Origin of the sequence: Streptomyces chrestomyceticus JCM 4735, from assembly GCF_003865135.1 — a bacterium.
Taxonomy (GTDB): domain Bacteria; phylum Actinomycetota; class Actinomycetes; order Streptomycetales; family Streptomycetaceae; genus Streptomyces; species Streptomyces chrestomyceticus.
This window is the reverse complement of sequence record NZ_BHZC01000001.1, coordinates 690076-709321: the sequence shown is the minus strand read 5'-3', so window position 1 is coordinate 709321 and position 19246 is coordinate 690076. Positions and strand designations below refer to the sequence as shown.

Below are 19246 nucleotides of genomic sequence, written 5' to 3'. Positions count from 1 at the left end.
AGGAGTTGCTGGCGATCACCGGGGTAGCCGCCCTGGAGGCCGATTCCGCAGGCTGCTGCGGACGCGTCCGCGTTCACCGCGTTGCAGGCCGCGCAGCAGGCCGTCGGCGAGTACCAGGCCGACGCCCTGGCGGTGCTGGGCCGTACGCAGGAGGCCGAAGCCGAGGCCCGGCGAGCGTTCCGGTCCGAGCAGGGGCGCCCCTGGTTCCGGCACAACCCGACCGCGCGGACGCCGTCGCCGCCGCGACGACGGCCGCCGGCACGGCGAGGGAGTGCGTAGCCGAGTACCTGCTGGCGACGCGGCTGGAGCAGCTGCACGAGCGGTCCGCCGGCCCGGCCCGGGGGGGCCGCGTCGGGGACGGAGCGGCCGCCCGGCCTCGCCGCGCGCCCGCTGGACGGCGCCCCCGGCGGGGCGGTGAGCGAATGACCGGCGAGCTGAGCGGCGTCGGCCTCGCCCGCCAGGCCCTGGTCGCGGCCCGGGAAACAGCGAAGAAGAACAGCGTCGCCCAGACGAAGAAGCCGAAGCGGCGCACCGGCACCGCCGTACGCCGATGACGGCCGCGAGCCGCTCGGGCTCGGTGCGGCGATCGGCATGATGATGACCGAACACGGCATGGAACTCGAAGTCGGTCGGCTGTGGACCTGGCGGCTTGCCGTCATCGCCATGACGGGCAGGTGCCAGCGAAGCCGGGACTACGTCCGTGGTTCCACTCCGCTGATGGCTATCCGCAGGAGGCGGGAGGCCAGCTCCGGGGAGGGTCCGCGCGAACATCGCGTGCCTTTCGGTCCGGGTCTGCGGCGGTTGTTCTCCGCCGAGGGGGTGGGCCCGGGGCCCGTCTTCGGTTTTAGCGCGCGGGAAACTCACCTGCCGGTGGGCCGTGCAGCCGGGCGGAGCGAGAGGGGCGCCTGGGTGCCGACGTTGGATCGACGTTAGATAACCGTTAGGTCCGCACAACAGGGTGAGGGGCGCCCGCTGTGGCAGTGGCGTGATGTGCCACACGCTTAGGCGGCTGGTGCCGGCTGCCCGATGCACTCACACGGTCGGCACCGACGGGAAAAACCGGCACGGAAAAAATTCTTCAGTGAATTTACGAAAGGTTTCCTCATGAACAAGCGAACCGTTCTTTCAGGGCTGGTAGCAGCCCTGGGAGCGAGCGCCATTTTGCTGGCCGGCATGCCCAGCAGCGCGAGCGCCGCCGAAGCCGGAACCCAGGCGGCGGGACGCCAGTTCAAGAACGTGCAGACGGGGCTTTGCCTGGATTCCGACGCCAAGGGCAACGCCTACACGAAATCCTGTGGAAACGACAACCCGTACCAGAGGTGGAGCCTGGTCTGGAAGTCTGACGGCTACGTGCTGAGGAACGAGAAAACTCTCAGGTGCCTGGGAGTCGGCGGCGGCGACGCTGTCAGTACCGAGCAGTGCTCGAATTATCCGCCGTCGTCCCATCAGTGGACCTGGGAGCACCTCGACGGCGAGAGGCTGATTCTCAAGAGCGCCGCCAACGGCAGGGCGCTGGATTCAAATCACGAGGGCCAGCTCTACACGAGTCCCTATGGCACGGGCAACCTGTACATGCAGTGGTGGCAGTGGTAGGCAGGCCCATGCACCTGCCAGGCACGTCTCCGCAGTCTGAGCCCGGTTCGTGAGCTCCCCCCCGGAACTTCGGTCCGCCTCTCACCATTCTCACGGTCGGCGTCAGGGGTGAGTTCCGACCAAGGGGTGGCGTGTGACCGGTCCGGGTCTCGGCCGGACCGGACTGCCGGAAATCAGCCGCGCCGATTCCGAATGTGGTCCGCAGCGGCTCGGACGGACCCACCTCGGTACCGGAGACAGCTCACCCGTATTTCAGCTCGCCCACCTAGATCGCCCGGCCGGGTGACCGGCGAAAAAATCGATACGGAAACAGTTCTTCAGTGAATTCACGAAAGGTTACGTCATGAACAAGCGAACCGTTCTTTCAGGACTGGCAGCAGCCCTGGGAGCGAGCGCCATGCTGCTGGCCGGCATGCCCAGCAGCGCGAGCGCCGCCGAAGCCGGAATCCAGGCGGTGGGAAACCAGCTCAGGAACGAGCAGACGGGGCTTTGCCTGGACTCCGACGCCAAGGGCAACGTCTACACGAAAGACTGCGCCTGGGACAAGCACAACGCCTACCAGCAGTGGAGCTACCTCTACGACGCTTCGAGAGATGAGTTCCGGCTGAGGAACGTACAGACCAACAGGTGCCTCGAAGCCAACAGCGGTGATGGCGTTATAACTGCTCCATGCTCGGACCATAATATCCAAAAGTGGACCGAAAGTGCTTACAACGGGGCGTGGATCATTAAAAGCGTCTACAATGGCAGGGCGCTGGATTCAAATGCCAAGGGCCAGGCCTACACGAGCCCCTGGGGCACGGGCAACCCGTACATGCGGTGGTGGATCCAGTAGACAGACCGAAGAGGTCATCTCATTCGGTAGCGTCCTGAAGCCCACGCACCCGTGGCGACAGGGCCGGCCAGCGTAGAGGTCCCGCAGTAACGCAGAGCTTGTCACCGGGCATCGCGCCGCGCAGGCGATACGAAAGTCCCGCGACGAGGACAGATGCAAAAGCCCCACCAACCCGCCAAGTTGGTGGGGCTTCGCCATGCCGTAGTCCCACACTGCCGGCGTACGGACAGACGCTGGCCGCGCCCCGCCGCTGCCGTAGCGGCGGGGCGCGGGGCCTAGATGGGCTGGTCTTCGACGGGGGTGTGGCCGCAGCCCGCGGCCAGGCGGCGCAGGGCGTCCCGCTCGGCGCGGTCGACGGTCAGCGACCAGCGGAGTTTGGTGCTGACCCAGTCGGCGGCGTACGTACAGTGCGCATCGGCCAGCGGCGGCAGCCAGCTCGCCGGACCCTGGCCGGCCTTGGACCGGTTGGTCTTCGCAGTGACCGCCACCAGCGACCGGTCGGTGCCCAGGTCGTTGGCGTATGCCTCGCGGCGTGCCGCAGTCCACTGCGAGGCTCCAGCCGGCGGGGAGCGTCATTCGAACTGTGCGGTATTCCCGGCTCCGGAGCAGCTGACAGGCACAGGCGGGGACGTCCAGCGGCCGTCGCGGCGCCATTCGTCACGCCACACCGCGTCGAGGTAGCCCTCCTCTTCCAGGGAACCGCGCTGCGGCGGGCCGAGAAAGCGTGCTGCTTCCACGCACCGTTCGTTGTTGTGGAGGGCAAGTCCGTAGACGGCAGTCAGCCGGACCAGACGATCCGTGTCGTCCAGCACAGCTGCCATGGCGCCCGCGAACACGGGATCGCGGTCCCTGCCCTCGGCAACCACGCGGCAGACGGTCTTCCGTACCACCGCGTCCGGACCGGCCATCAGCCCCAGCAACGCCGTGCGAGCATCGCCGGAAAGGCCGGCGGCGAGGACAAGGCACTACCGAGCGCAGGACGTGGCGCTCGTCGGGGAGTAGGTCGCGGATGGTGCGGGCGATCAGGGCGGGGAAGTCGTACTCGAAGTCGGCCGGCTCAGGGGTGCGGCCGCCGCGGCGGAACTCCAGGAACCGCAGCCCCGCGAGGTCCAGGTACAGGGGCAGGCCGTGGGAGCGGCGGGTGCTGACCTGCCGCAGTCCGGCGCCGATCAGCGGCTCGTTGTCGCGGGTGAGGCGGCGGGCGAGGTAGTCGTCGCAGTCCTCGGGCGAGAAGTCGCCGATCAGCAACTGCCGCGCAGTACGGCCGACGCCACCGGGAGCGGTGCGGGCATGCGGGACGGCCGGGGCGTCCAGGCCGGGCCACGCCTGCGGGCCGGTCCAGTCGAGCTGGCCCTCCAGGGCCGCATCGGCCCACTGCAGCCGGCTGAGCCCGGCGATCACGAAGAAGGCGTTGGGCATCAGCCACACCACCCGTTGGATCAGCCGCTCCAGGTCCCGGTGCGTACGGTCCCCGGTGTCCTCGAAGGTGTCCAGCAGCACGACCGGGACCACGGCCTTGTCCACGGGCAGCCGGGCGAACTCGTAGGTCAGCAAGTGCGGGTAGTGCGACAGCGCCTCCAGGTCCGGCTCCGTCTCCAGCAGGTCGGCCAGGCGCGCGCAGCCGGCCAGCGCCCGTACGGTCTGGCGGCGCTCGCGCAAGGCCCGCACCAGCGCACCGGTCACCTGCCCGATCGCGGTGGCCACGGAGCCCGGCAGCGCCAGGGCGGCCGCCGCGTCGCCGAGCGCGGACTGCATCTGCTGCGGCAGCGCCTTGCCGAACCGGCCGGCCAGGCCGCCGGGCTCTGGCGATAGGGAATGGCCCTCTCGACAGCATGGTGACACTGAAGCTGGGCTTTCTCGGCATGGGCAAAGTCCCGGGCCCGCTGGTCATGCCGCTGGTCGGACTCGTGCTCGGCTGCATGGGCGGGATAGTGGGCGGCGTCCTCGGCGGACTCGTGGACGGGGCGTCCGGTGAACCCGCCGCGACGGCCACACCGCGCAGCGTCATGCGAAAGGTCCTGCCGCACGCCGCCATGGCCGGGATCGCGAGCGGTTTCTCGGGCGCTCTGGTCGGGACTCTCTTACTGTTCATCCCTGGTGTAGGGCACAAGGGCACCGCGACGCCCGGTCGGTACGCGAGCCGGATTCTCCCCCGTTGGTGGCCCGAAGACACCGCCCTTTTCGGAGGGCTCAAGGAAGCTGCATTCGACCTGGTCCCCGTCAGCCTGGCCCCCTTCAGCGGGGTGGCCGTCGGACTGGCCATCGGGCTGGCTTTCACACTGGTCAGGGCTGCCCCCCTCCGCCGCTATGCGGTCTTCCTGATCTGCGCCCGGGGGAAACTGCCGTGGCGCCTGGGTGCTTTCCTCGACTGGTGCTGTGCCGCCGGGCTGATGCGCCTGTCAGGCACCGCTTACCAGTTCCGCCATCGCGAACTCCAGCAGTGGCTCAGCGCTCATCCGGACCAGCCTGCTCCTGAGGGGAGCTGACGGGGCTGCCGCCACCGGCAAACAGGATCTCGTGGACCACTCCCGAGCTGACTCAAGAACAGTCTCTCCTTGGGCAATGGCGGAGTCATTCCCGCATGTGAAGGTGGTCCTGTGCCCGACGAACCCGCCAGCCCCTCCCCGGCCGGGGGCGGGCGCCAGCCAGCCGATGCCGGTGCGGTGCACGCTCTCGTGCGCCAGGTGATCGCCCTGTACACCGAACGGATCCTGGCCGGGCGCCGGGCCACGGCCCCGGACGAAGCACGGCTTGCGCAACTGATGGAAGGCCAGCGGGCCTGCATCGCCGACCAGCAGCGGCTGCGGTCAGCAGAGCTCGGCCCGGCCGAGGTGGAGCAGAGCGCGGCGCGCTGTGCGGCACTTCACGCCCGGCTGACCACCGAGTAATCCGCAGCCCGCTCGGCGCGCGGTGCGGGCAGGGTCAGCCCTACGAGCCCGGCCGGGGACGGCAGCCGGGGCGGCTGCAGGTGCGTGGGCATCAGCGGCCAGGCCAGGGCCAGGATGTCGGCCAGTTCGTCCCGGTACTGCGGCAAGTACTGCGGCAAGGCGGCCCGCAGCACGCGGTGGGCGGACAGCAAGCCGGCGGTTTCCCGCACGGTGTAGGGCCGCTGCCATTCCGCCGCCAGGGCCGCGGCCGCGCGCCCCGGGCCCGCCGAGGCCCCTCTCGGGGCGTGATCGCTGCGGTGGATCGCGGTGTGGTCGCGCCGCAGGACCAGGACCGAGTCCACCGCCGGGTGAGTCTCGGCGGTCCGGGCGACGTCGGCCAGGGCCGTGAAGCAGCGGTCGTGTCCGTGCCGGGAGATGAAGCGGCCCGGCAGGCCGTGCCGGAGCGTCTGGGGGTAGCGGTGGGCGGTGCCCTGGCGGCTGTCGGCCGCGCGTACCCCCAGCAGCACGACCTCGACGCGGTAGCCGGTCTGCGCGGCCGGGATCGCGCTGCGCAGGAAATCCTCCGGACTGCCCGGTGCCATCTCGATGACCAGGTCACCGCGGCGCCGGCGTACGTACGCCTCGGCCTCGGCCATCCAGGCCCGGTAGTCCGCGCGGCTCGCCGCGCCCGCGCCGCGCGGGCTGTCCTTCAGCAGCTGGTGGTAGTCCGGGTGCATCGCCACGAAGTCGTCGCCGGAGAGCCGCACCGGATGCCGACCCCGCAGAGCGTGCCGGACGAGGGTGGCCGCTCCGGTCTTGCCCGCGCCCGGCCGGCCCATCACGTACACGGCGACGGGCTGCTCCTGGGGGACGATGTCGCGAGATAGCCCGGGGTGATCAGCTCGTTGAAGATCCAGTGGTGTTCGTCGTGGGACAGGCGGTGGTAGTCGACGCCCGGCGGCTCCTCGCAGACCTGGGCGATCCGGCGCACCGGCTCGGACAGGGCGAAGGCCCGCTCGACGCCCTGCGCCACCGCCAGGTGCCGCTCACGGGAGATCCGCTCGGGGTGCACCCGCTGCTGGGCCCTGGACATCGCCTGACGGAACGTCTGGGTCTCGCGCGCGGTCCAGGGCCGTAACCGCTCCGCGGCCACCACCGCCGTGGCCCCTTCACCGCCGCGGGCCACGCCGTTCGGCTCGGTGCTGGCCAGTACTTCACGGTCGCGGCGAAAGACGGTGATGCGGTCCGCCAGGCCCTCGGCCTCTATGACGCGAAGGGTGCCCAGCAGGGCGCGGCTGCACAGGTCGTGGGAGGCGACGGATACGTAACGTCCCGCGCCGGCGGCTTCGGCCTGGCCCACGTACCCTCCAGCACGCTGAGCTGACTGACCGCCTCCGGCACGGCCAGCACGGCGACCTCGATGCGGTGGCCGGCCGCCCGGTAGGCCGCGGCCGCGGTGCGGAACGCGTCCGGATCGGCCAGCGCGGTTTCCACCACGGCGTCCAGCCGGTGGCGCCGAACGTACGCCTCCACCTCTTCCTGGCGGCGGCGGGTGTCCGTACGCACCGCAACCCCGGCCCGCCGGTCGTCGGCGGACAAGGGGGTCTGGAGCCAGCTCCGGCGACCAGGAGTGCCAGGAACGACCCCGCACGGTGAACGTGTCAAGCCCGCGCGGCTGCCTTGCGGGTCGCACGCTTCAGGAGAAGCGGAACAGCCTGGTGGTGCAGAGGAGCGGCCACGGCCCACACGCCTCGGCCGGTGCGGCCGGTGGCGTGCACGAAGGTCGACCAGGTCACGAACGAGCCGCCGACGCAGAGGACGTTGCGGGCGGTCAGCAGCGGCGAACGCGCCTCCAACGTGATCGAGTCGGGGCCGGTGGCCGTGATGGGCCAGCCCAGCACGTGCCGGCGTGCGCTGCGGGGGCCCAATCGCAGGCCGAGCCCGCCCCGCCACGCGGCATACAGGCATCGCTGCAGGGCGACGGGGGCCTCTTCGAAGACGATCCGGGCCCATGCGTCGGGCGACAGCGGCGGCAGGCCCGCAACGGGTGCCGTGAACGCCGACGCATAGTGGGCACCGGCAGGGTCAACTGCGGTGCGGTGAACGGGCAACGGGCGCGAAAGGGACATGGGCGGATTGTAGGCAAGCGTGGGGCCGCCTGGGCCTGCTTGATCCCGTCCGGCGGCAGGGGCGTATGCGCTGGCCGACAGTGACGGCCTCCGGTGCCGCGGCCATTTGGAACGCGTCTTGAGCGACGATGCGGCGGGCCTGCTCGGGCCGCCGCTGGATGACCTGCAGTACGCCTCGGCGAGGGCCCCGCCCGGGATGCGGCCCGTACCGGACGCACCATTGCCGAAGCCGACCTGACCCGGACTCCAGCCGACCGCTCGCCGCGGTCTCACACCCGCCAGGCCGCCTTGAGGACTGCCCGTCGGTCCGCACCTACCGGCTGCAGCAGGCCAGCGTGATCGAACTCCACGGGGAGATCGTCATGTGGGCCGCTCCCGCCGTCCGCGCCCACCTGCAGCACCTCGCCGAGCCCGGCGCCGTCCTGCTCGTCGACTTGTGCCCGGTGCCCTTCTGCGACTGCTCGGGGCCGGAAGTCCTGCTGGATGCCCGCCACCGGTCGGTACCGGGCCGGGGCCGGATGGAGGTGGGGTGCGGCGACGGGCGCATCGCTAGCCTCATGAGGGCCACCCGCACCCGTGGTCTGTCCCACCCTGTCGCCACGCCGGCCGAAGCCCTAGCCGGGTAACCCTCCGATGCCGGCCGCCGGGGCGTTCCGCGTACGAACGCCCTTGCTGTGCGCCGTCGCGCCGGTGAACGACGGACGTGAGGCCGGGCGGTGGGCAGCATTCCGCGCTGGACCGGCTCCGGCCTCCCACCGCTGCCCCGCGGTGCGACGTAGGCACCGCCTGAGCTGCGGGCTCCCCGCGGGCGCGTGCACCCCTCGAAACGGGGTCTGAACCAGGCCGTGTGCGACCACGCCCTCAGCCGCTCCGACTGGGTCGGTTCCCCAGGAGTCGGGTGGCCCGACATCCTCCCCAGGTCCGGCGGCGCCGCGGACCGCGTCCATCGAGTCCGCCCTCGCTTCACCTCCGTCGCCGGGCGCCGCGGGGGCGTGGCACCTCCGTGCGGTGTCAGCGCGGGAACTCGACGTGGTGCAGGCGCACATGGGGACGATGCTGGGCGTTTGGTTCCTTGCGAGCGAGTACAGCACCGGGCCGGTGCACGGTGGGCGGATCGACTCGCTGGGCCTGGATGAGAACGATGCTCCGGTGGTCGTGGAGCACGGGCGCGGCACGGATGCGGGCGTGATCAACCAGGGCCTGTTCTACTCGGCGCGGCTGGCGGCAGGTCGGGCCGCCGCTCTCTCGGTACACCCCTGCGTCGGGAGTGAAGGCGGTCCGGTTCTGCTGCGGTCCGGTCGGTGCAGGGGGTGCGGGCCCTGTCGTGGCGGGTTCCTTCCCTGAGCCGGCGGGCGGCCGGGACGCGGCAGGTGGGTTTCCCGGCGCCTCTGCGACGGGGAAGGGGCGGTTCCGTCGGGGACGTGGCGCGCTGTGTGGGGCGGTGCGGGGGGCCTGGTGCGCCTCGGTGGTGGGCGGTCTCGTGTCGGTGCGGCGTGATCGTCTGGGAGACGGATGGGAAATCGGCGCGGCGGTTGCCTGCGGGCAACTGCCGCGAGGTGCCGGAAACTGCGGGAAACGGACAGGCGTGGGCGGCGGTGTGGCCGGTGCGGGTCTCGGCGGGGTGGCGCACGCATCGGAGCCGCCGCACCGCGTCCCGGAGGCCGCCACCCGGGCGGAGCGGGGCCGGGAGCGGGGCACCGGCGGCTCCAGCAGCAGCGCCGCCCCGCCCCGCAACGCCCCGTCAGTCCTCCGCGTAACGTCCGACCTCGGCCAGTGTCCCGCCCCCGGCCAGGCGCGCGCTGGCCTGCGCCCGTACACCCGCCGGGGCCCGCACTGCGAGAACCCGCCCCTTCTGCGAAGCCCGCACCGCGCCCGCCACCTCGATGCCCGTGACCGCCCGGCTGCCCGCGGCCAGCAGGTACGTATGGCCGGACCGCGCCCGCCAGTCCGCGCTCGCGAGCACCTGCGGTCCGAAGCGGCTGCACGCCGCGGTCGCGCGTTCCCGGGCCACCACCCGTGGTGCCGCGCCGGGGGCCGTGAACCGTACGGTCACCTCGCCCGGGCCGTGCCAGGTGTCGGCCCGGACGCAGGACCACACGGCCCGGCCGGCTCGCTCGGGAAGGGGGTGCCCGGCGAAGTCCCATACGTCGATGGCGCGTACGCCCTCGGGCAGGCCGGCCAGGTGGCAGGCCGTGCGTGCCCAGCTCGCCAGTGCGGCCGTGCCGGTGGCCTCGTGGGGCTGCCGGGACGGGCCGGCGCCGCCAGGCAGGGGAGTGTGGGTCAGGTGGGCGGGCACGAGGCCGCCCAGGTCGGTGACGAGGAAGGTGTCCTGCTCGTCGATGCGGGCCGAGGAGCGCAGTTGGAGCGCGGGCCAGGAAGCGCACGGGCCGGATGGGGCGGGGCCGGTCGCGGAGGGGCTGGACGCGGAGGGGCCGGATGTGTCGGGGCTGGGCAGCGGTTCGGTGATGCCTTCGGCCGAGACTCGTACCGGTCGTGCGGGCGCCTCGGGCCGCAGCAGATCGCGTGTTGCTGAAGCGGCGATCCACGGGGCGGTCAGGTAGCGGGCGGCCCCGTGCGTCCGGCTGACGACGAGTGCGGCGGCCGTTGTCACGTCGCTGCTGTCCGTACGGGCGAAGTCGAGGGTGGCGTGGCCGCCGGGGGAGAGGGGCTGGCTGTAGCGGACGGTACGGAGGCCGTCGTGGAGCAGTACCACGGCGGCGCCGTCCACCTCTCCCGCGTACAACAGTTGCGTACCGTACGGGGGCGGGCCCGTGAAGGTGCCGGGCGTACGGCTGATGCGGGTGCCGCGCGGTGGCCGTGACCAGGTCGCGAGGGCACGGTCGAGAAGGCCCCGGTCCCCGGCCCGTCCTCCGCGGGGCGGCCAGGTGGTGAAGTCGACCCGGGAGGTGTCGGCCCATTCTGTGCGGGGAGTCCGTACCAGACCCTTGGCGGTGACCTGGCCGACGGCCGGGCGTACGAGCCGCTGGTCCGGTGCCGAGCCGGTGGCGGTCAGGACCAGGGCGCCGACCGCCACCACCGCGGCCACGGCCCCGGCGAGACGGTACCGCTGCCTGCGGCGCAGCAGGTCGGTGGGCCGGGTCTGCACCGAGCACGCGTTGAACTCCGCCGACCGCAGCAGCGTCTGGGCGGCGGCCACGGCCGGGGCGTCGAGCTGTCGCGCGACCCGCAGGGACCGGTCCGGATGGCCGGCGCCGGCGGCTTCGAGCAGCGCCCGGACCTGGGCGTCGGGCAGCTCGTCCGCCCGGGAGAGCACGAAGGCCGCGCGGACGTCGGCGGACAGTCCGGACAGCGCCTGCCCCAGGGCGATCTCCTCTCGCCCGCCCGCGCGTGGGAACAGCCGCAGACCCCACACCACCGGCAGCATGGGCCGCAACGCGCGCGGCGGCGGCAGGCTCTTCGGCCACCTGCGCGGCCGGCGCTCGTACGCCAGCGCCGCGCGCAGCACCCGCTCCCGTACCCACGCCGGCCCGAGCCGTTCGGGTCCTGGCCGCGCCGGCCCCGGGCGCTGGGCCGGGACCCGCGGGGCGCTCTTGCGGAGCTCGAAGCCGGGCAGCGCGCGCTGCACCAGGCCGTGGGCCGTCAGCACTCTGCGATGCCTGCTGAGCGACGGCGGCAGCGTGAGGTAGGCGAGACGGACCAGAGCGGTGTAGTGCTCGACGAGGCCGGCCTCGGCTTCGTGGAGCGTCATCCGTTCACAGCCGTCCGGAGAGCGGCGCTGCGACGTGACCATGGGGCGGAGCGCCTCCCGAAGGCTGAGGGCAGCAGGGCACCTACCTCCTTCAAACGAGTGAACGCCGATGGGGTCACCGCGCAGGTCGGGCGGTTGCAGGCCCAGTTCGGGGAGACGGTGGCTGACGCGTACGTCGGTCGATTCCACGCGGGAGCCGGTACGGACCCAGGGGTCCCCGCCGGAGAGCTGCCTGAAGACGCGGTTGGCGGTGCGGGGCGCGAGGGCCTGTGTGGTCGGGGTCGGGTTGGGGCTGCCAAGGGAGTTGGCGAGGGCGGAGTTGTCGGCGACGTACAGCCGGTCGACGGCCTGGCTGCGGCAGTCGGCGTCCGGCACGGAGTCGCGGGGGCCCAGTCCCGTACGCATGGAGCAGTGCACGCACGAATGCGTCCATTCCTCGCGCGGGTGGGCGTGCCGGGGGCCGGCCTCCAACAGCAGGATTTCCAGTTCGCGTTCGGCGAGTTCCTTGGCGACCCCCGGACCGCCGCCGTCCGCACCGACGACGATGACATCGCGCATGTCCGGCGGCCTCCTTGCGTCCCTGGTAGTAGCCCTTGAAGTCGGCGCGCCCGTCGTAGCCGGTCAGTGCCTAGCCGACGGGCAACGCCGTGATGTCGCGTCGGCCGACGTCCCACACGGTCTGCTCCGTGAAGCAGCCGAACGCCGCCACCGGATCGACCCGCGTGGAGAGGAGGCCGAGGAGTACGGCCACGGCGAGCGACAGCGGGAGCTCTGCGGGAACGGTACGAACCGTCGAGCGTGTCCGCGGCCAGCTCGCCGGCCTCGGCGGCGACCCCGCCCGGCCCAGCGGCCCGCACCCGGCCCACCAGCCCTCCACAACGAGGCGAACGCCCGTCACACACCGGAAAAGCCCCCCATCAAGGCGCGGTTGCCGCCTCGCTGTCGGGGTGGCAGGTGAAGACCTGGTCGAGGCCGACGTAGCGCAGGATCCGCAGCGTGTTGGCGGGTACGGCGGCCAGCGCGACGTCCGCCTCGGCGGCGATCGCGTGGTGCCGGGCCGCCAGGAGGGCGGTGATGCCGCTGGAGTCGCAGAACTCCATCGCCCGCAGGTCGAGCACCAAGCGCTGGCCGGGCTCCAGCGTGAGGCCGGAGACGACGGAGCGCAGCTCGTCGGCGTGGTCGTAGTCGAGGTCCCCGGCGATCTCCAGTACAGGACCGGTCGCGGCGTCTCGGGGGGTTATCTTCAGTGGGCTCATCTCTGGAATGGGGTCGAAGGGGCAGGGGCGGGTGCAGGCGCAGCGGCGGAGGCGTCAGGGCTGGCGCCGGCCGGAACGCCGAGGGCGAGCAGGGCGGTGTCGTCGTCCAAGCCGTCACCGAAGCTGTCCAGCAGTCCGGTCAGCGCCTGGATCACGGTGTGCGGTGACGACCCGCTGTGCCCGGCGGCGAACGCGCGCAGGGCGTCGTCCCCGTACAGAGCGCGGTCAGGGCCCGTACGGGCTTCGGTGATGCCGTCGGTGTAGAGCAGCAGGCTGTCGCCCGGCGCGAGGGTGGTGGTGGCGGTGGCGAACCGGGGGTCGGGCAGGATGCCGACGAGCAGCCCGCCCGGGGTGGGCAGGAAGTCGCATGTACCGTCCGCGCGCAGGACCAGCGCCGGAGGGTGGCCGCCCGAGGCGATCCGTACGGCCACCTCTCCGGTGTCCGAGTCGGGCTCCAGCACGCCGAATATGGCGGTGCAGTAGCGCGGGTCGCCGCCGCTGTACCGCTCGTGCAGGACCGTGTTCAAGGTGGCCAGGGTCGCCACCGGATCCGGATCGTGCAGGGCGGCGGCACGCAGGGTGTAGCGGGTCAGCGACGTCAGGGCGGCGGCCCTGGGCCCCTTGCCGCTGACGTCCCCGAGGAAGAACGCCCAGCGCTTGCCGTCCAGGGCGAACAGGTCGTAGAAGTCGCCGCCGAGCCGGTCGGGGGAGGCGGTGTGGTAGTACGTGGCCACTTCCAGGCCGGGTATGTCGGGCAGCACCGTGGGCAGCAGGCTCTGCTGGAGGACGGCCAGCGCTTCCTGCAGCCGCGCGCGGTCCGCCTCCGCCCGCTTGCGGGCCTCCTCCGCCTCCTGCTGCCGCCGCAGCAGCTCCTCCTCGTACGCACGGCGGTCCCGCGCGTCGAAGAGGGTGGTACGGATCAGCAGCGGCTCGCCCTCGCTGCCGTACTTGACGGTCGAGGAGACCAGGACCGGTATCCGAGGGCCGTCGGCGCGCCGGAGCTCCAGCGCGATGCCGTTGATCTCGCCCTGCATCCGCAGCAGCGGGGCGAAGTGCGTCTCGTGGTAGAGCTTGCCGCCCACGGTGAGCAGGTCGGTGAACCGCATCCGCCCGACCACCGCCTCGCGGGCCAGGCCGAGCCAGTCCAGGAGCGTCGCGTTGATCTTCGCGACGGTGCCGTCCATCAGCGTCGAGACGTAGCCGCACGGGGCGGAGTCGTAGAGCTCCTCGGCGCTGTCCTCCAGCAGTGCCGCGAACGCGGCGTCCGTGGTGCTGTCGCCGCCCGTCCCGTACGGGTCGGGCCCGTCCTGTCCGGCGTGGCTCATGACCGCAGCCCCGCCAGGAAGCCGGTGATCGCCTCGGTGGTGGCCTGGGGCGCGGACAGGTGCGGGCAGTGGCCGGTGGCGTCGAGGGTGACCAGCGTCGAGCCGGGGACCTGGGCGTGCACGTACGCGCCGACCTCGCGCGGGGCGATCACGTCCTGGGCGCACTCCAGCACCAGGGTGGGCACCTCGACCGTCTTCAGGTCGTCGCGGGAGTCGGACAGGAAGGTGGTACGGGCGAAGACCCGGGCCATGTCGGGGTCGGTCGCGCAGAAGCTGTTGGTCAGCTCGTCGCCCAGCTCGGGGCGGTCCGCGTTGCCCATGATCATCGGGGCCATGGCGGCCGACCAGCCCAGATAGTTGGCGTCCAGCGAGGCCAGCAGCTCGTCGACGTCCTCGGCGGTGAAGCCGCCCCGGTAGCCCTCGTCGTCGATGTAGCGCGGGGACGGCGCGATCATCACCAGGGAGCCGATGCGCTCCGGGGCCCGCCGGGCGGCGAGCACACCGGTCATGGCGCTGACCGAGTGCCCGACGAAGGCGGCGTCGCGCAGGTCGAGGGCCTCGGCCACCTCCAGCACGTCCCGGGCGTAGCCGTCGAGGGAGGCGTAACGGTTCTCCTGGAACGCCGACAGGTCGGAGCGGCCGCAGCCGACGTAGTCGAACAGCACCACCCGGTAGGCATCGGTCAGGGCAGGCACGGTCAGACGCCACATGTTCTGGTCACAGCCGAAGCCGTGCGCCAGCATCACCACCGGCCCGTCCGGGTTACCGGTGACGGTGACGTTGTTCCTGCGCAGGATGTCCATACGGCCCATCCTCGCATTCCCCACGACCGGCCCGGAGCGCCCCCGGCGGCGGGGCGCCGGAGCCGTACGGGAGCCGTGTCGGCGGGGTGTCGGTGACCTGTCGGAGGCCGCCGCGATCTTGGCGTACGGGATGGCCCGGCGCCGCAGCGGACGGCCGGGGCACCCGCCGCCACGGCGGCCCGCCACACGCGATCGAGGAGTCACGATGTCTGACCGCGACCAGCCTTCTGCCCGTTCCACCGCCGAGCCCCGGCCCCCGCGCCGGTCCCCGTCCCCGCCGTGGGACGTGCACCGGCTGCCGTCCGCCGAGGGCAAGACCTTCCTGATCACCGGCGGCAACGCGGGCATCGGCTACTTCGTGGCGGAACAGCTCGCCGGAACCGGGGCCACCGTCGTCCTCGGCAGCCGGAACCGTACGAAGGCGGCGGCCGCCGCGGACTGCGTCCGCGCCCGCGTCCCCGGCGCCCGCGTCCGCCACGTCCCGATGGACCTGGCCGACCTGCCGTCCCTCGAAGCCGTGCCCGGCACGCTCGCCCTCGACCACCTCGACGCGGTGGTCCACAACGCCGGGGTGGCCCTCGACGACCCGCCCCGGCGGGTGACCGAGGACGGCCATGAGCTGATGTTCGGGACCAACCACCTCGGCCATGTCGCCCTGACCCGGTGGCTCGCCCCGCTGCTCGCGGCCGCGCCGGCCGCCCGCGTCGTGACCGTCGGCAGCTTCGCGGCGAAGACCGAGCGGCTCGACCTGGCCGACCTGCAGTCCGCCGGGGACGACTACCGCCCGAAGCGGACCTACGGCCGGTCGAAGCTGGCGCAGATGTACTTCGGTCTCACCCTCGACCGGCGCCTGCGCGTGGCCGGCAGCCCCGTACGCAGCCTGGTGGCCCACCCCGGCGGCGCGCTGGACTCCCTGACGCCGTCACGTCCGCCGGTGCACGTACGGACCTCCGGTGAGCGGCTGCGCGGGCTGCCCGCCGGTCTCCTCGTCCAGGGCAAGGACGCCGGTGCCTGGCCGGTCGTACGGGCCGTGCTCGACCCGTCGGCGACCGGCGGCCAACTGTGGGGCCCGCGGGTTTTCGGACTGCGCGGGGAGCCCCGTAGGGAGCCGGTGTGGGACCACCTGAAGGACACCGCCGTCGCGGAGCGGTTGTGGGACGTCAGTTGTGCGCTGATCGGCTCGGAGCCGGGTCTGGGCTTCGGGTGAGCGGCCGGGCGGTCCTCTCGGCGCGCAGGATTTCGTTGACCCGCGCGCTGTCGAGGACGCGCTCCCAGCGGGCGACGACGAGGGTGGCGACGCTGTTGCCGGCGAGGTTCGTCAGGGCGCGGCACTCGGACATGAACTTGTCGACACCGAAGATCAGCATGATGCCGGCGGCGGGCACGGTCCCCACGGTCGAGAGGGTGGCGGCCAGGGCGATGAAGCCCGCGCCCGTCACGCCGCCGGAGCCTTTCGAGGTCAGCAGCATGACGGCGAGCAGCCCGAGTTGCTGGCCCAGGCCGAGCGGCGTGTCGGTGGCCTGGGCGATGTAGACGGCGGCCAGCGAGAGATAGATCGAACTGCCGTCGAGGTTGAAGGAGTAGCCGGTGGGCACGGTCAGGCCGACGATGTCGCGGCGGATGCCGAGCCCTTCCAGTTTGATCATGAGCCGGGGGAGGGCGCTCTCGGACGACGAGGTGCCCAGGACCAGCAGGAACTCCTCGCGCAGGTAGTGCAGCAGCCGGAAGAAGCTGATCCGCAGCAGCGCGGTGACACCGCCCAGGACCACGACGACGAAGACCAGCGACGTGCCGTAGAAGAGGGCGATGAGCCGGCCGAGGCTGGTGAGGGTGGAGATGCCGTACGTGCCGATGGTGTACGCCATCGCGCCGAACGCGCCGACGGGGGCGGCCAGCATCACGTAGCGCAGGATCTTGAACACCACGGTGCCGAGCCGCGCCACCCCGTCCACGATCGGCTGCCCGGCCGGGCCCACGGTCTTCAGGGCGACCCCGAAGAGCACCGAGAAGAAGATGACCTGGAGGACATTGCCCTCGGCGAAGGCACCGACCGCGCTGCTGGGCACCAGGTCGGTGAGGAAGTGCCACCAGCTCTGGCCCGACCCGCGGTCCGCGTACCGGGCGGCGTCGCCCTCCAGCCGCAGGCCGCCGGGGTCGGCGTGCACACCGACCCCGGGCTGGAAGACGTTGACGGCGAGCAGCCCCAGGAGGAGGGCGAGCAGGGTGCCCGCCTGGAAGTAGGCGAGCGACTTCAGGCCGACGCGGCCCACCCGGCCGAGGCTGTCGACGCTGCCGATCCCGGTCACGACCGTCAGAAAGACGATCGGCGCGATCAGCATCTTGATCGCGGCCACGAACGTGGTGCCGACCGGCCCCAGCGCCGCCCCGGCCGCCGGCCACAGCCAGCCGGTCGCGATGCCGGTGACGATGGCGGTCAGCACCCAGAAGTAGAGCTGCCGGTACCAGGGTTTGGCCGGTGGCCCGGCCGGCACGGCGGACTCGGGTGGTGCCATGGCGTATCACCTCGTCGGGGGACGGACACAGCCGGGCGCGGGGTGGGGGGACGGGGGAGGGGCGGCCGGTTCAGAGGAGTTCGAGGAGGGCCTCGGTGAACTCCGCTGTCGTGGCGGTGCCGCCCAGGTCGGGCGTGCGGATGTCCGTCTTGGCCAGGACCGCCGCGATGGCGTCGGTGACGTCCTTGGCCGCCCCGGGGTGTCCGAGGTGGTCGAGCATCAGGGCGGCGGACCAGATCGCCCCCAGGGGGTTGGCGACACCGCGCCCCGCGATGTCGGGCGCCGAACCGTGCACCGGCTCGAACATCGAGGGGAACTCGCGTTCCGGGTTGAGGTTGGCGGCCGGTGCGATGCCGATGGAGCCGGCCACGGCGGCCGCCAGGTCGCTGAGGATGTCGCCGAAGAGGTTGGAGCCCACCACCACGTCGAACCGGGCCGGTTCCAGCACGAACTTGGCGGCCAGCGCGTCGATGTGCTCCTGGTCCCAGGCCACTCCGGGGTGCGCGGCGCCGCGCTCGGCCACCAGTTCGTCCCAGAAGGGCAGGGTGTGCACGATGCCGTTCGACTTGGTGGCCGAGGTCAGTCTGCCCCCGCGGCTCGCCGCCAGCTCAAAGGCGTAGTCCAGCACTCGGGTCACCCCGGCCCGGGTGAACACCGACTCCTGCACGGCCGCCTCCTCGGGGAACCCTCGGTGCAGCCGTCCGCCGATCTCGCTGTACTCGCCTTCGACGTTCTCCCGTACGACGACGAAGTCCACCTCTCCGGCCGTCGCGCCCCGGACCGGGCTGTCGATGCCCTCGAAGACGCGCACCGGCCGCAGGTTGACGTACTGGCGGAAGCCGCGGCGGATGGGGATCAGCAGCCCCCACAGCGAGACATGGTCCGGTACGTCCGGGCGGCCGACCGCGCCGAGCAGGACGGCGTCCTTGTCGCGCAACCGGTCCAGGCCGTCCGGGGGCATCATCGCGCCCTCCCGCAGATAGCGTTCGCAGGACCAGTCGTCGTACGAGGTGCAGGAGAACGTGAAGCCGTGGCGGCGGCCGACGGCGTCGAGCACCTGCTGCGCCGGGGGCAGGACCTCGGTGCCGATGCCGTCGCCGGGGATCAGGGCGATGCGGTGGTTCGTCATGGCTCCGATTGCAGCAACGGGGCCTGTCGGCGGTCCAAGACGCAGTTCCGATCTGGCTGATCAGCGGGGGTTATCAGCGGGGGGTGGGGGCCCGTGAACGCCCGGCCGTCAGTGCCCGTGCGGCCCGGCTGCGCCTTGCCGTCAGTGTCCGCGCGCGCCCGGCCGTCAGTGCCCGGCCCGGGGCAGCGCTGCCGTCACGAAGGCCCTTGCGGCGGGCGACAGCCCCGTACGGCGGCTGACCAGCCCGATGTTCAGCGTGCTCCGCGGTGCGATGTCCAGCACCCGGGCGCCGGCCTGTTCGGCCACGGCCCGCCATGCCTCCGTCACCACCGCCGAGCCCACCCCCGCCAGGACCAGGGGGAGCAGGGCGACCCGGTGCTCGGTCTCGGCGGCGACGGTGTACGTGACACCGCGTTCGCGCAGGCCGTCCACGTAGGCGCGCATCCCGGTGCCCCGCTGGCCGACGATCAGCCGCTGTCCCGCCAGTTCCTCGCAGGCCACCTCGTGCCGCCCGGCGAACGGCCCGTCAGGGGCCACCACGAGCACGAAGCGCTGTTCCCCGGCGGGCAGCGACGCCACTTCCTTGTCCGGCAACGGGCCCGTGGTGGCCAGCAGTCCGAGCTCGACCGTGCCGGTGCGGACCATCTCGACCACGTCCCGCGAGGTGAAGGCGGCCTTGATGACCACGGACACCCCAGGGTGGCGGCCGCTGAAGGCGCGGATCATCGTGGTCAGCGGCTCCACGGCCTGGGACGGCATGGCGGCCACGTCCACCCGGCCGGTACGCAGTTCGTGCACCGCCGCGACACTGGCCCGCGCGGTGGCCAGGCTGCGTACCGCCGCCCGGGCCGGTTCGATCAGGGCCTGCCCCGCCTCCGTGAGCACCGCCCGCCGGCCGACGCGGTGGAAGAGGTCGGTGCCCAGGTCGCGTTCGAGCGCCCGGACCGACTGCGACAGCGACGGCTGGGAGACGTACAGGGCCGTGGCGGCGCGGTGGAAGCCGCCCTGGTCGACGATGGCGAGAAAGTACTCCAACTGCCGGATGTCCATCCGCCGATTCTCACCCGTACGGCCACCGGGCCCGGGC

Annotated in this window: 20 protein-coding genes and 3 pseudogenes; 8 read left to right on the top strand and 15 right to left on the bottom strand. The window is 72.3% G+C overall.

Features of this window, described 5'->3' with window-relative positions; genetic code table 11:
- Positions 1–422 precede the first annotated feature (422 nt).
- The 3 genes from EJG53_RS43245 to EJG53_RS03045 all read left to right on the top strand — a co-directional run bounded on the left by EJG53_RS43245 (position 423) and on the right by EJG53_RS03045 (position 2428).
- Entirely contained in the window at positions 423–554 is a 132-nt protein-coding gene (locus EJG53_RS43245; protein WP_280526751.1) for a hypothetical protein, read from the top strand.
- 550 nt (positions 555–1104) lie between these two features.
- Positions 1105–1593 (top strand): RICIN domain-containing protein, encoded by a 489-nt coding sequence (locus tag EJG53_RS03050; RefSeq protein ID WP_167515032.1) that lies wholly within the window; start codon positions 1105–1107, stop codon positions 1591–1593.
- Positions 1594–1936: 343 nt separating this feature from the next.
- Positions 1937–2428 (top strand): RICIN domain-containing protein, encoded by a 492-nt coding sequence (locus tag EJG53_RS03045; RefSeq protein ID WP_125043464.1) that lies wholly within the window; start codon positions 1937–1939, stop codon positions 2426–2428.
- Positions 2429–2703: 275 nt separating this feature from the next.
- Here the strand turns inward: EJG53_RS03045 and EJG53_RS03040 are convergent.
- Positions 2704–2988 (bottom strand): annotated as a pseudogene (locus tag EJG53_RS03040) (HNH endonuclease family protein); the annotation flags it as partial.
- 97 nt (positions 2989–3085) lie between these two features.
- On the bottom strand, positions 3086–4183 hold the full coding sequence (locus EJG53_RS03035) for a hypothetical protein (RefSeq protein ID WP_307721667.1): 1098 nt from the start codon (positions 4181–4183) through the stop codon (positions 3086–3088).
- Positions 4184–4260: 77 nt separating this feature from the next.
- Between EJG53_RS03035 and EJG53_RS03030 the strand changes: the two genes are divergently transcribed.
- Together EJG53_RS03030 and EJG53_RS03025 are read left to right on the top strand one after the other, a co-directional pair.
- Positions 4261–4914: a hypothetical protein gene (locus tag EJG53_RS03030; protein WP_125043463.1), complete on the top strand. Its 654-nt coding sequence runs from the start codon at positions 4261–4263 to the stop codon at positions 4912–4914.
- A 111-nt stretch (positions 4915–5025) separates the two neighbouring features.
- Positions 5026–5316, top strand: a complete 291-nt coding sequence (locus EJG53_RS03025; RefSeq protein WP_125043462.1) for a hypothetical protein — start codon at positions 5026–5028, stop codon at positions 5314–5316.
- Here EJG53_RS03025 and EJG53_RS03020 read toward each other — a convergent pair.
- The 4 genes from EJG53_RS03020 to EJG53_RS03005 form a co-directional block, all read right to left on the bottom strand.
- On the bottom strand, positions 5292–6134 hold the full coding sequence (locus EJG53_RS03020) for a zeta toxin family protein (protein WP_244955579.1): 843 nt from the start codon (positions 6132–6134) through the stop codon (positions 5292–5294). The two genes, EJG53_RS03025 and EJG53_RS03020, sit on opposite strands and share 25 nt — an antisense overlap.
- Positions 6134–6655 (bottom strand): DEAD/DEAH box helicase family protein, encoded by a 522-nt coding sequence (locus tag EJG53_RS03015; RefSeq protein WP_125043460.1) that lies wholly within the window; start codon positions 6653–6655, stop codon positions 6134–6136. Before EJG53_RS03015 ends, EJG53_RS03020 begins: the two co-directional genes overlap by 1 nt.
- Positions 6559–6861, bottom strand: coding sequence for a zeta toxin family protein (locus EJG53_RS43800; protein ID WP_359131431.1), 303 nt, complete (start codon positions 6859–6861; stop codon positions 6559–6561). The genes EJG53_RS03015 and EJG53_RS43800 overlap by 97 nt, the downstream gene beginning before the upstream one ends.
- 95 nt (positions 6862–6956) lie before the next feature.
- Positions 6957–7424, bottom strand: coding sequence for a DUF2867 domain-containing protein (locus tag EJG53_RS03005; protein WP_125043458.1), 468 nt, complete (start codon positions 7422–7424; stop codon positions 6957–6959).
- Between the two features lie 128 nt (positions 7425–7552).
- On the opposite strand from EJG53_RS03005, the gene EJG53_RS43795 reads away from it, so the two are divergent.
- Positions 7553–8050, top strand: a complete 498-nt coding sequence (locus EJG53_RS43795) for an STAS domain-containing protein (protein WP_359131309.1) — start codon at positions 7553–7555, stop codon at positions 8048–8050.
- Between the two features lie 382 nt (positions 8051–8432).
- A pseudogene (locus EJG53_RS42095) lies at positions 8433–8660 on the top strand (DUF5655 domain-containing protein); the annotation flags it as partial.
- Between the two features lie 505 nt (positions 8661–9165).
- On the opposite strand, the gene EJG53_RS02985 reads toward EJG53_RS42095, so the two are convergent.
- From EJG53_RS02985 to EJG53_RS02970, 6 genes and pseudogenes are all read right to left on the bottom strand, one after another.
- Positions 9166–11175: a hypothetical protein gene (locus EJG53_RS02985; RefSeq protein WP_167515267.1), complete on the bottom strand. Its 2010-nt coding sequence runs from the start codon at positions 11173–11175 to the stop codon at positions 9166–9168.
- A gap of 228 nt (positions 11176–11403) precedes the next feature.
- Positions 11404–11691, bottom strand: a pseudogene (locus EJG53_RS43790) (GMC oxidoreductase); the annotation flags it as partial.
- 70 nt (positions 11692–11761) lie between these two features.
- Positions 11762–11884 carry a hypothetical protein gene (locus tag EJG53_RS43240; protein ID WP_280526750.1) on the bottom strand — a complete coding sequence of 41 codons (123 nt, stop codon included), beginning with the start codon at positions 11882–11884 and terminating at the stop codon, positions 11762–11764.
- 166 nt (positions 11885–12050) lie between these two features.
- Positions 12051–12389 (bottom strand): STAS domain-containing protein, encoded by a 339-nt coding sequence (locus tag EJG53_RS02980; protein WP_125043455.1) that lies wholly within the window; start codon positions 12387–12389, stop codon positions 12051–12053.
- Positions 12386–13714 carry a PP2C family protein-serine/threonine phosphatase gene (locus tag EJG53_RS02975; protein ID WP_125043454.1) on the bottom strand — a complete coding sequence of 443 codons (1329 nt, stop codon included), beginning with the start codon at positions 13712–13714 and terminating at the stop codon, positions 12386–12388. Before EJG53_RS02975 ends, EJG53_RS02980 begins: the two co-directional genes overlap by 4 nt.
- Positions 13711–14517 carry an alpha/beta fold hydrolase gene (locus EJG53_RS02970; protein WP_125043453.1) on the bottom strand — a complete coding sequence of 269 codons (807 nt, stop codon included), beginning with the start codon at positions 14515–14517 and terminating at the stop codon, positions 13711–13713. The genes EJG53_RS02975 and EJG53_RS02970 overlap by 4 nt, the downstream gene beginning before the upstream one ends.
- A 205-nt stretch (positions 14518–14722) precedes the next feature.
- Between EJG53_RS02970 and EJG53_RS02965 the strand changes: the two genes are divergently transcribed.
- On the top strand, positions 14723–15724 hold the full coding sequence (locus EJG53_RS02965; RefSeq protein ID WP_125043452.1) for an SDR family NAD(P)-dependent oxidoreductase: 1002 nt from the start codon (positions 14723–14725) through the stop codon (positions 15722–15724).
- Here the strand turns inward: EJG53_RS02965 and dctA are convergent.
- The 3 genes from dctA to EJG53_RS02950 all read right to left on the bottom strand — a co-directional run bounded on the left by dctA (position 15678) and on the right by EJG53_RS02950 (position 19209).
- Positions 15678–17030: a C4-dicarboxylate transporter DctA gene (dctA, locus tag EJG53_RS02960; RefSeq protein ID WP_244954949.1), complete on the bottom strand. Its 1353-nt coding sequence runs from the start codon at positions 17028–17030 to the stop codon at positions 15678–15680. The genes EJG53_RS02965 and dctA overlap by 47 nt on opposite strands.
- A gap of 70 nt (positions 17031–17100) precedes the next feature.
- Entirely contained in the window at positions 17101–18159 is a 1059-nt protein-coding gene (locus tag EJG53_RS02955) for a tartrate dehydrogenase (RefSeq protein ID WP_125043451.1), read from the bottom strand.
- Positions 18160–18324: 165 nt separating this feature from the next.
- Positions 18325–19209: a LysR family transcriptional regulator gene (locus EJG53_RS02950; RefSeq protein ID WP_125043450.1), complete on the bottom strand. Its 885-nt coding sequence runs from the start codon at positions 19207–19209 to the stop codon at positions 18325–18327.
- Positions 19210–19246 lie beyond the last annotated feature (37 nt).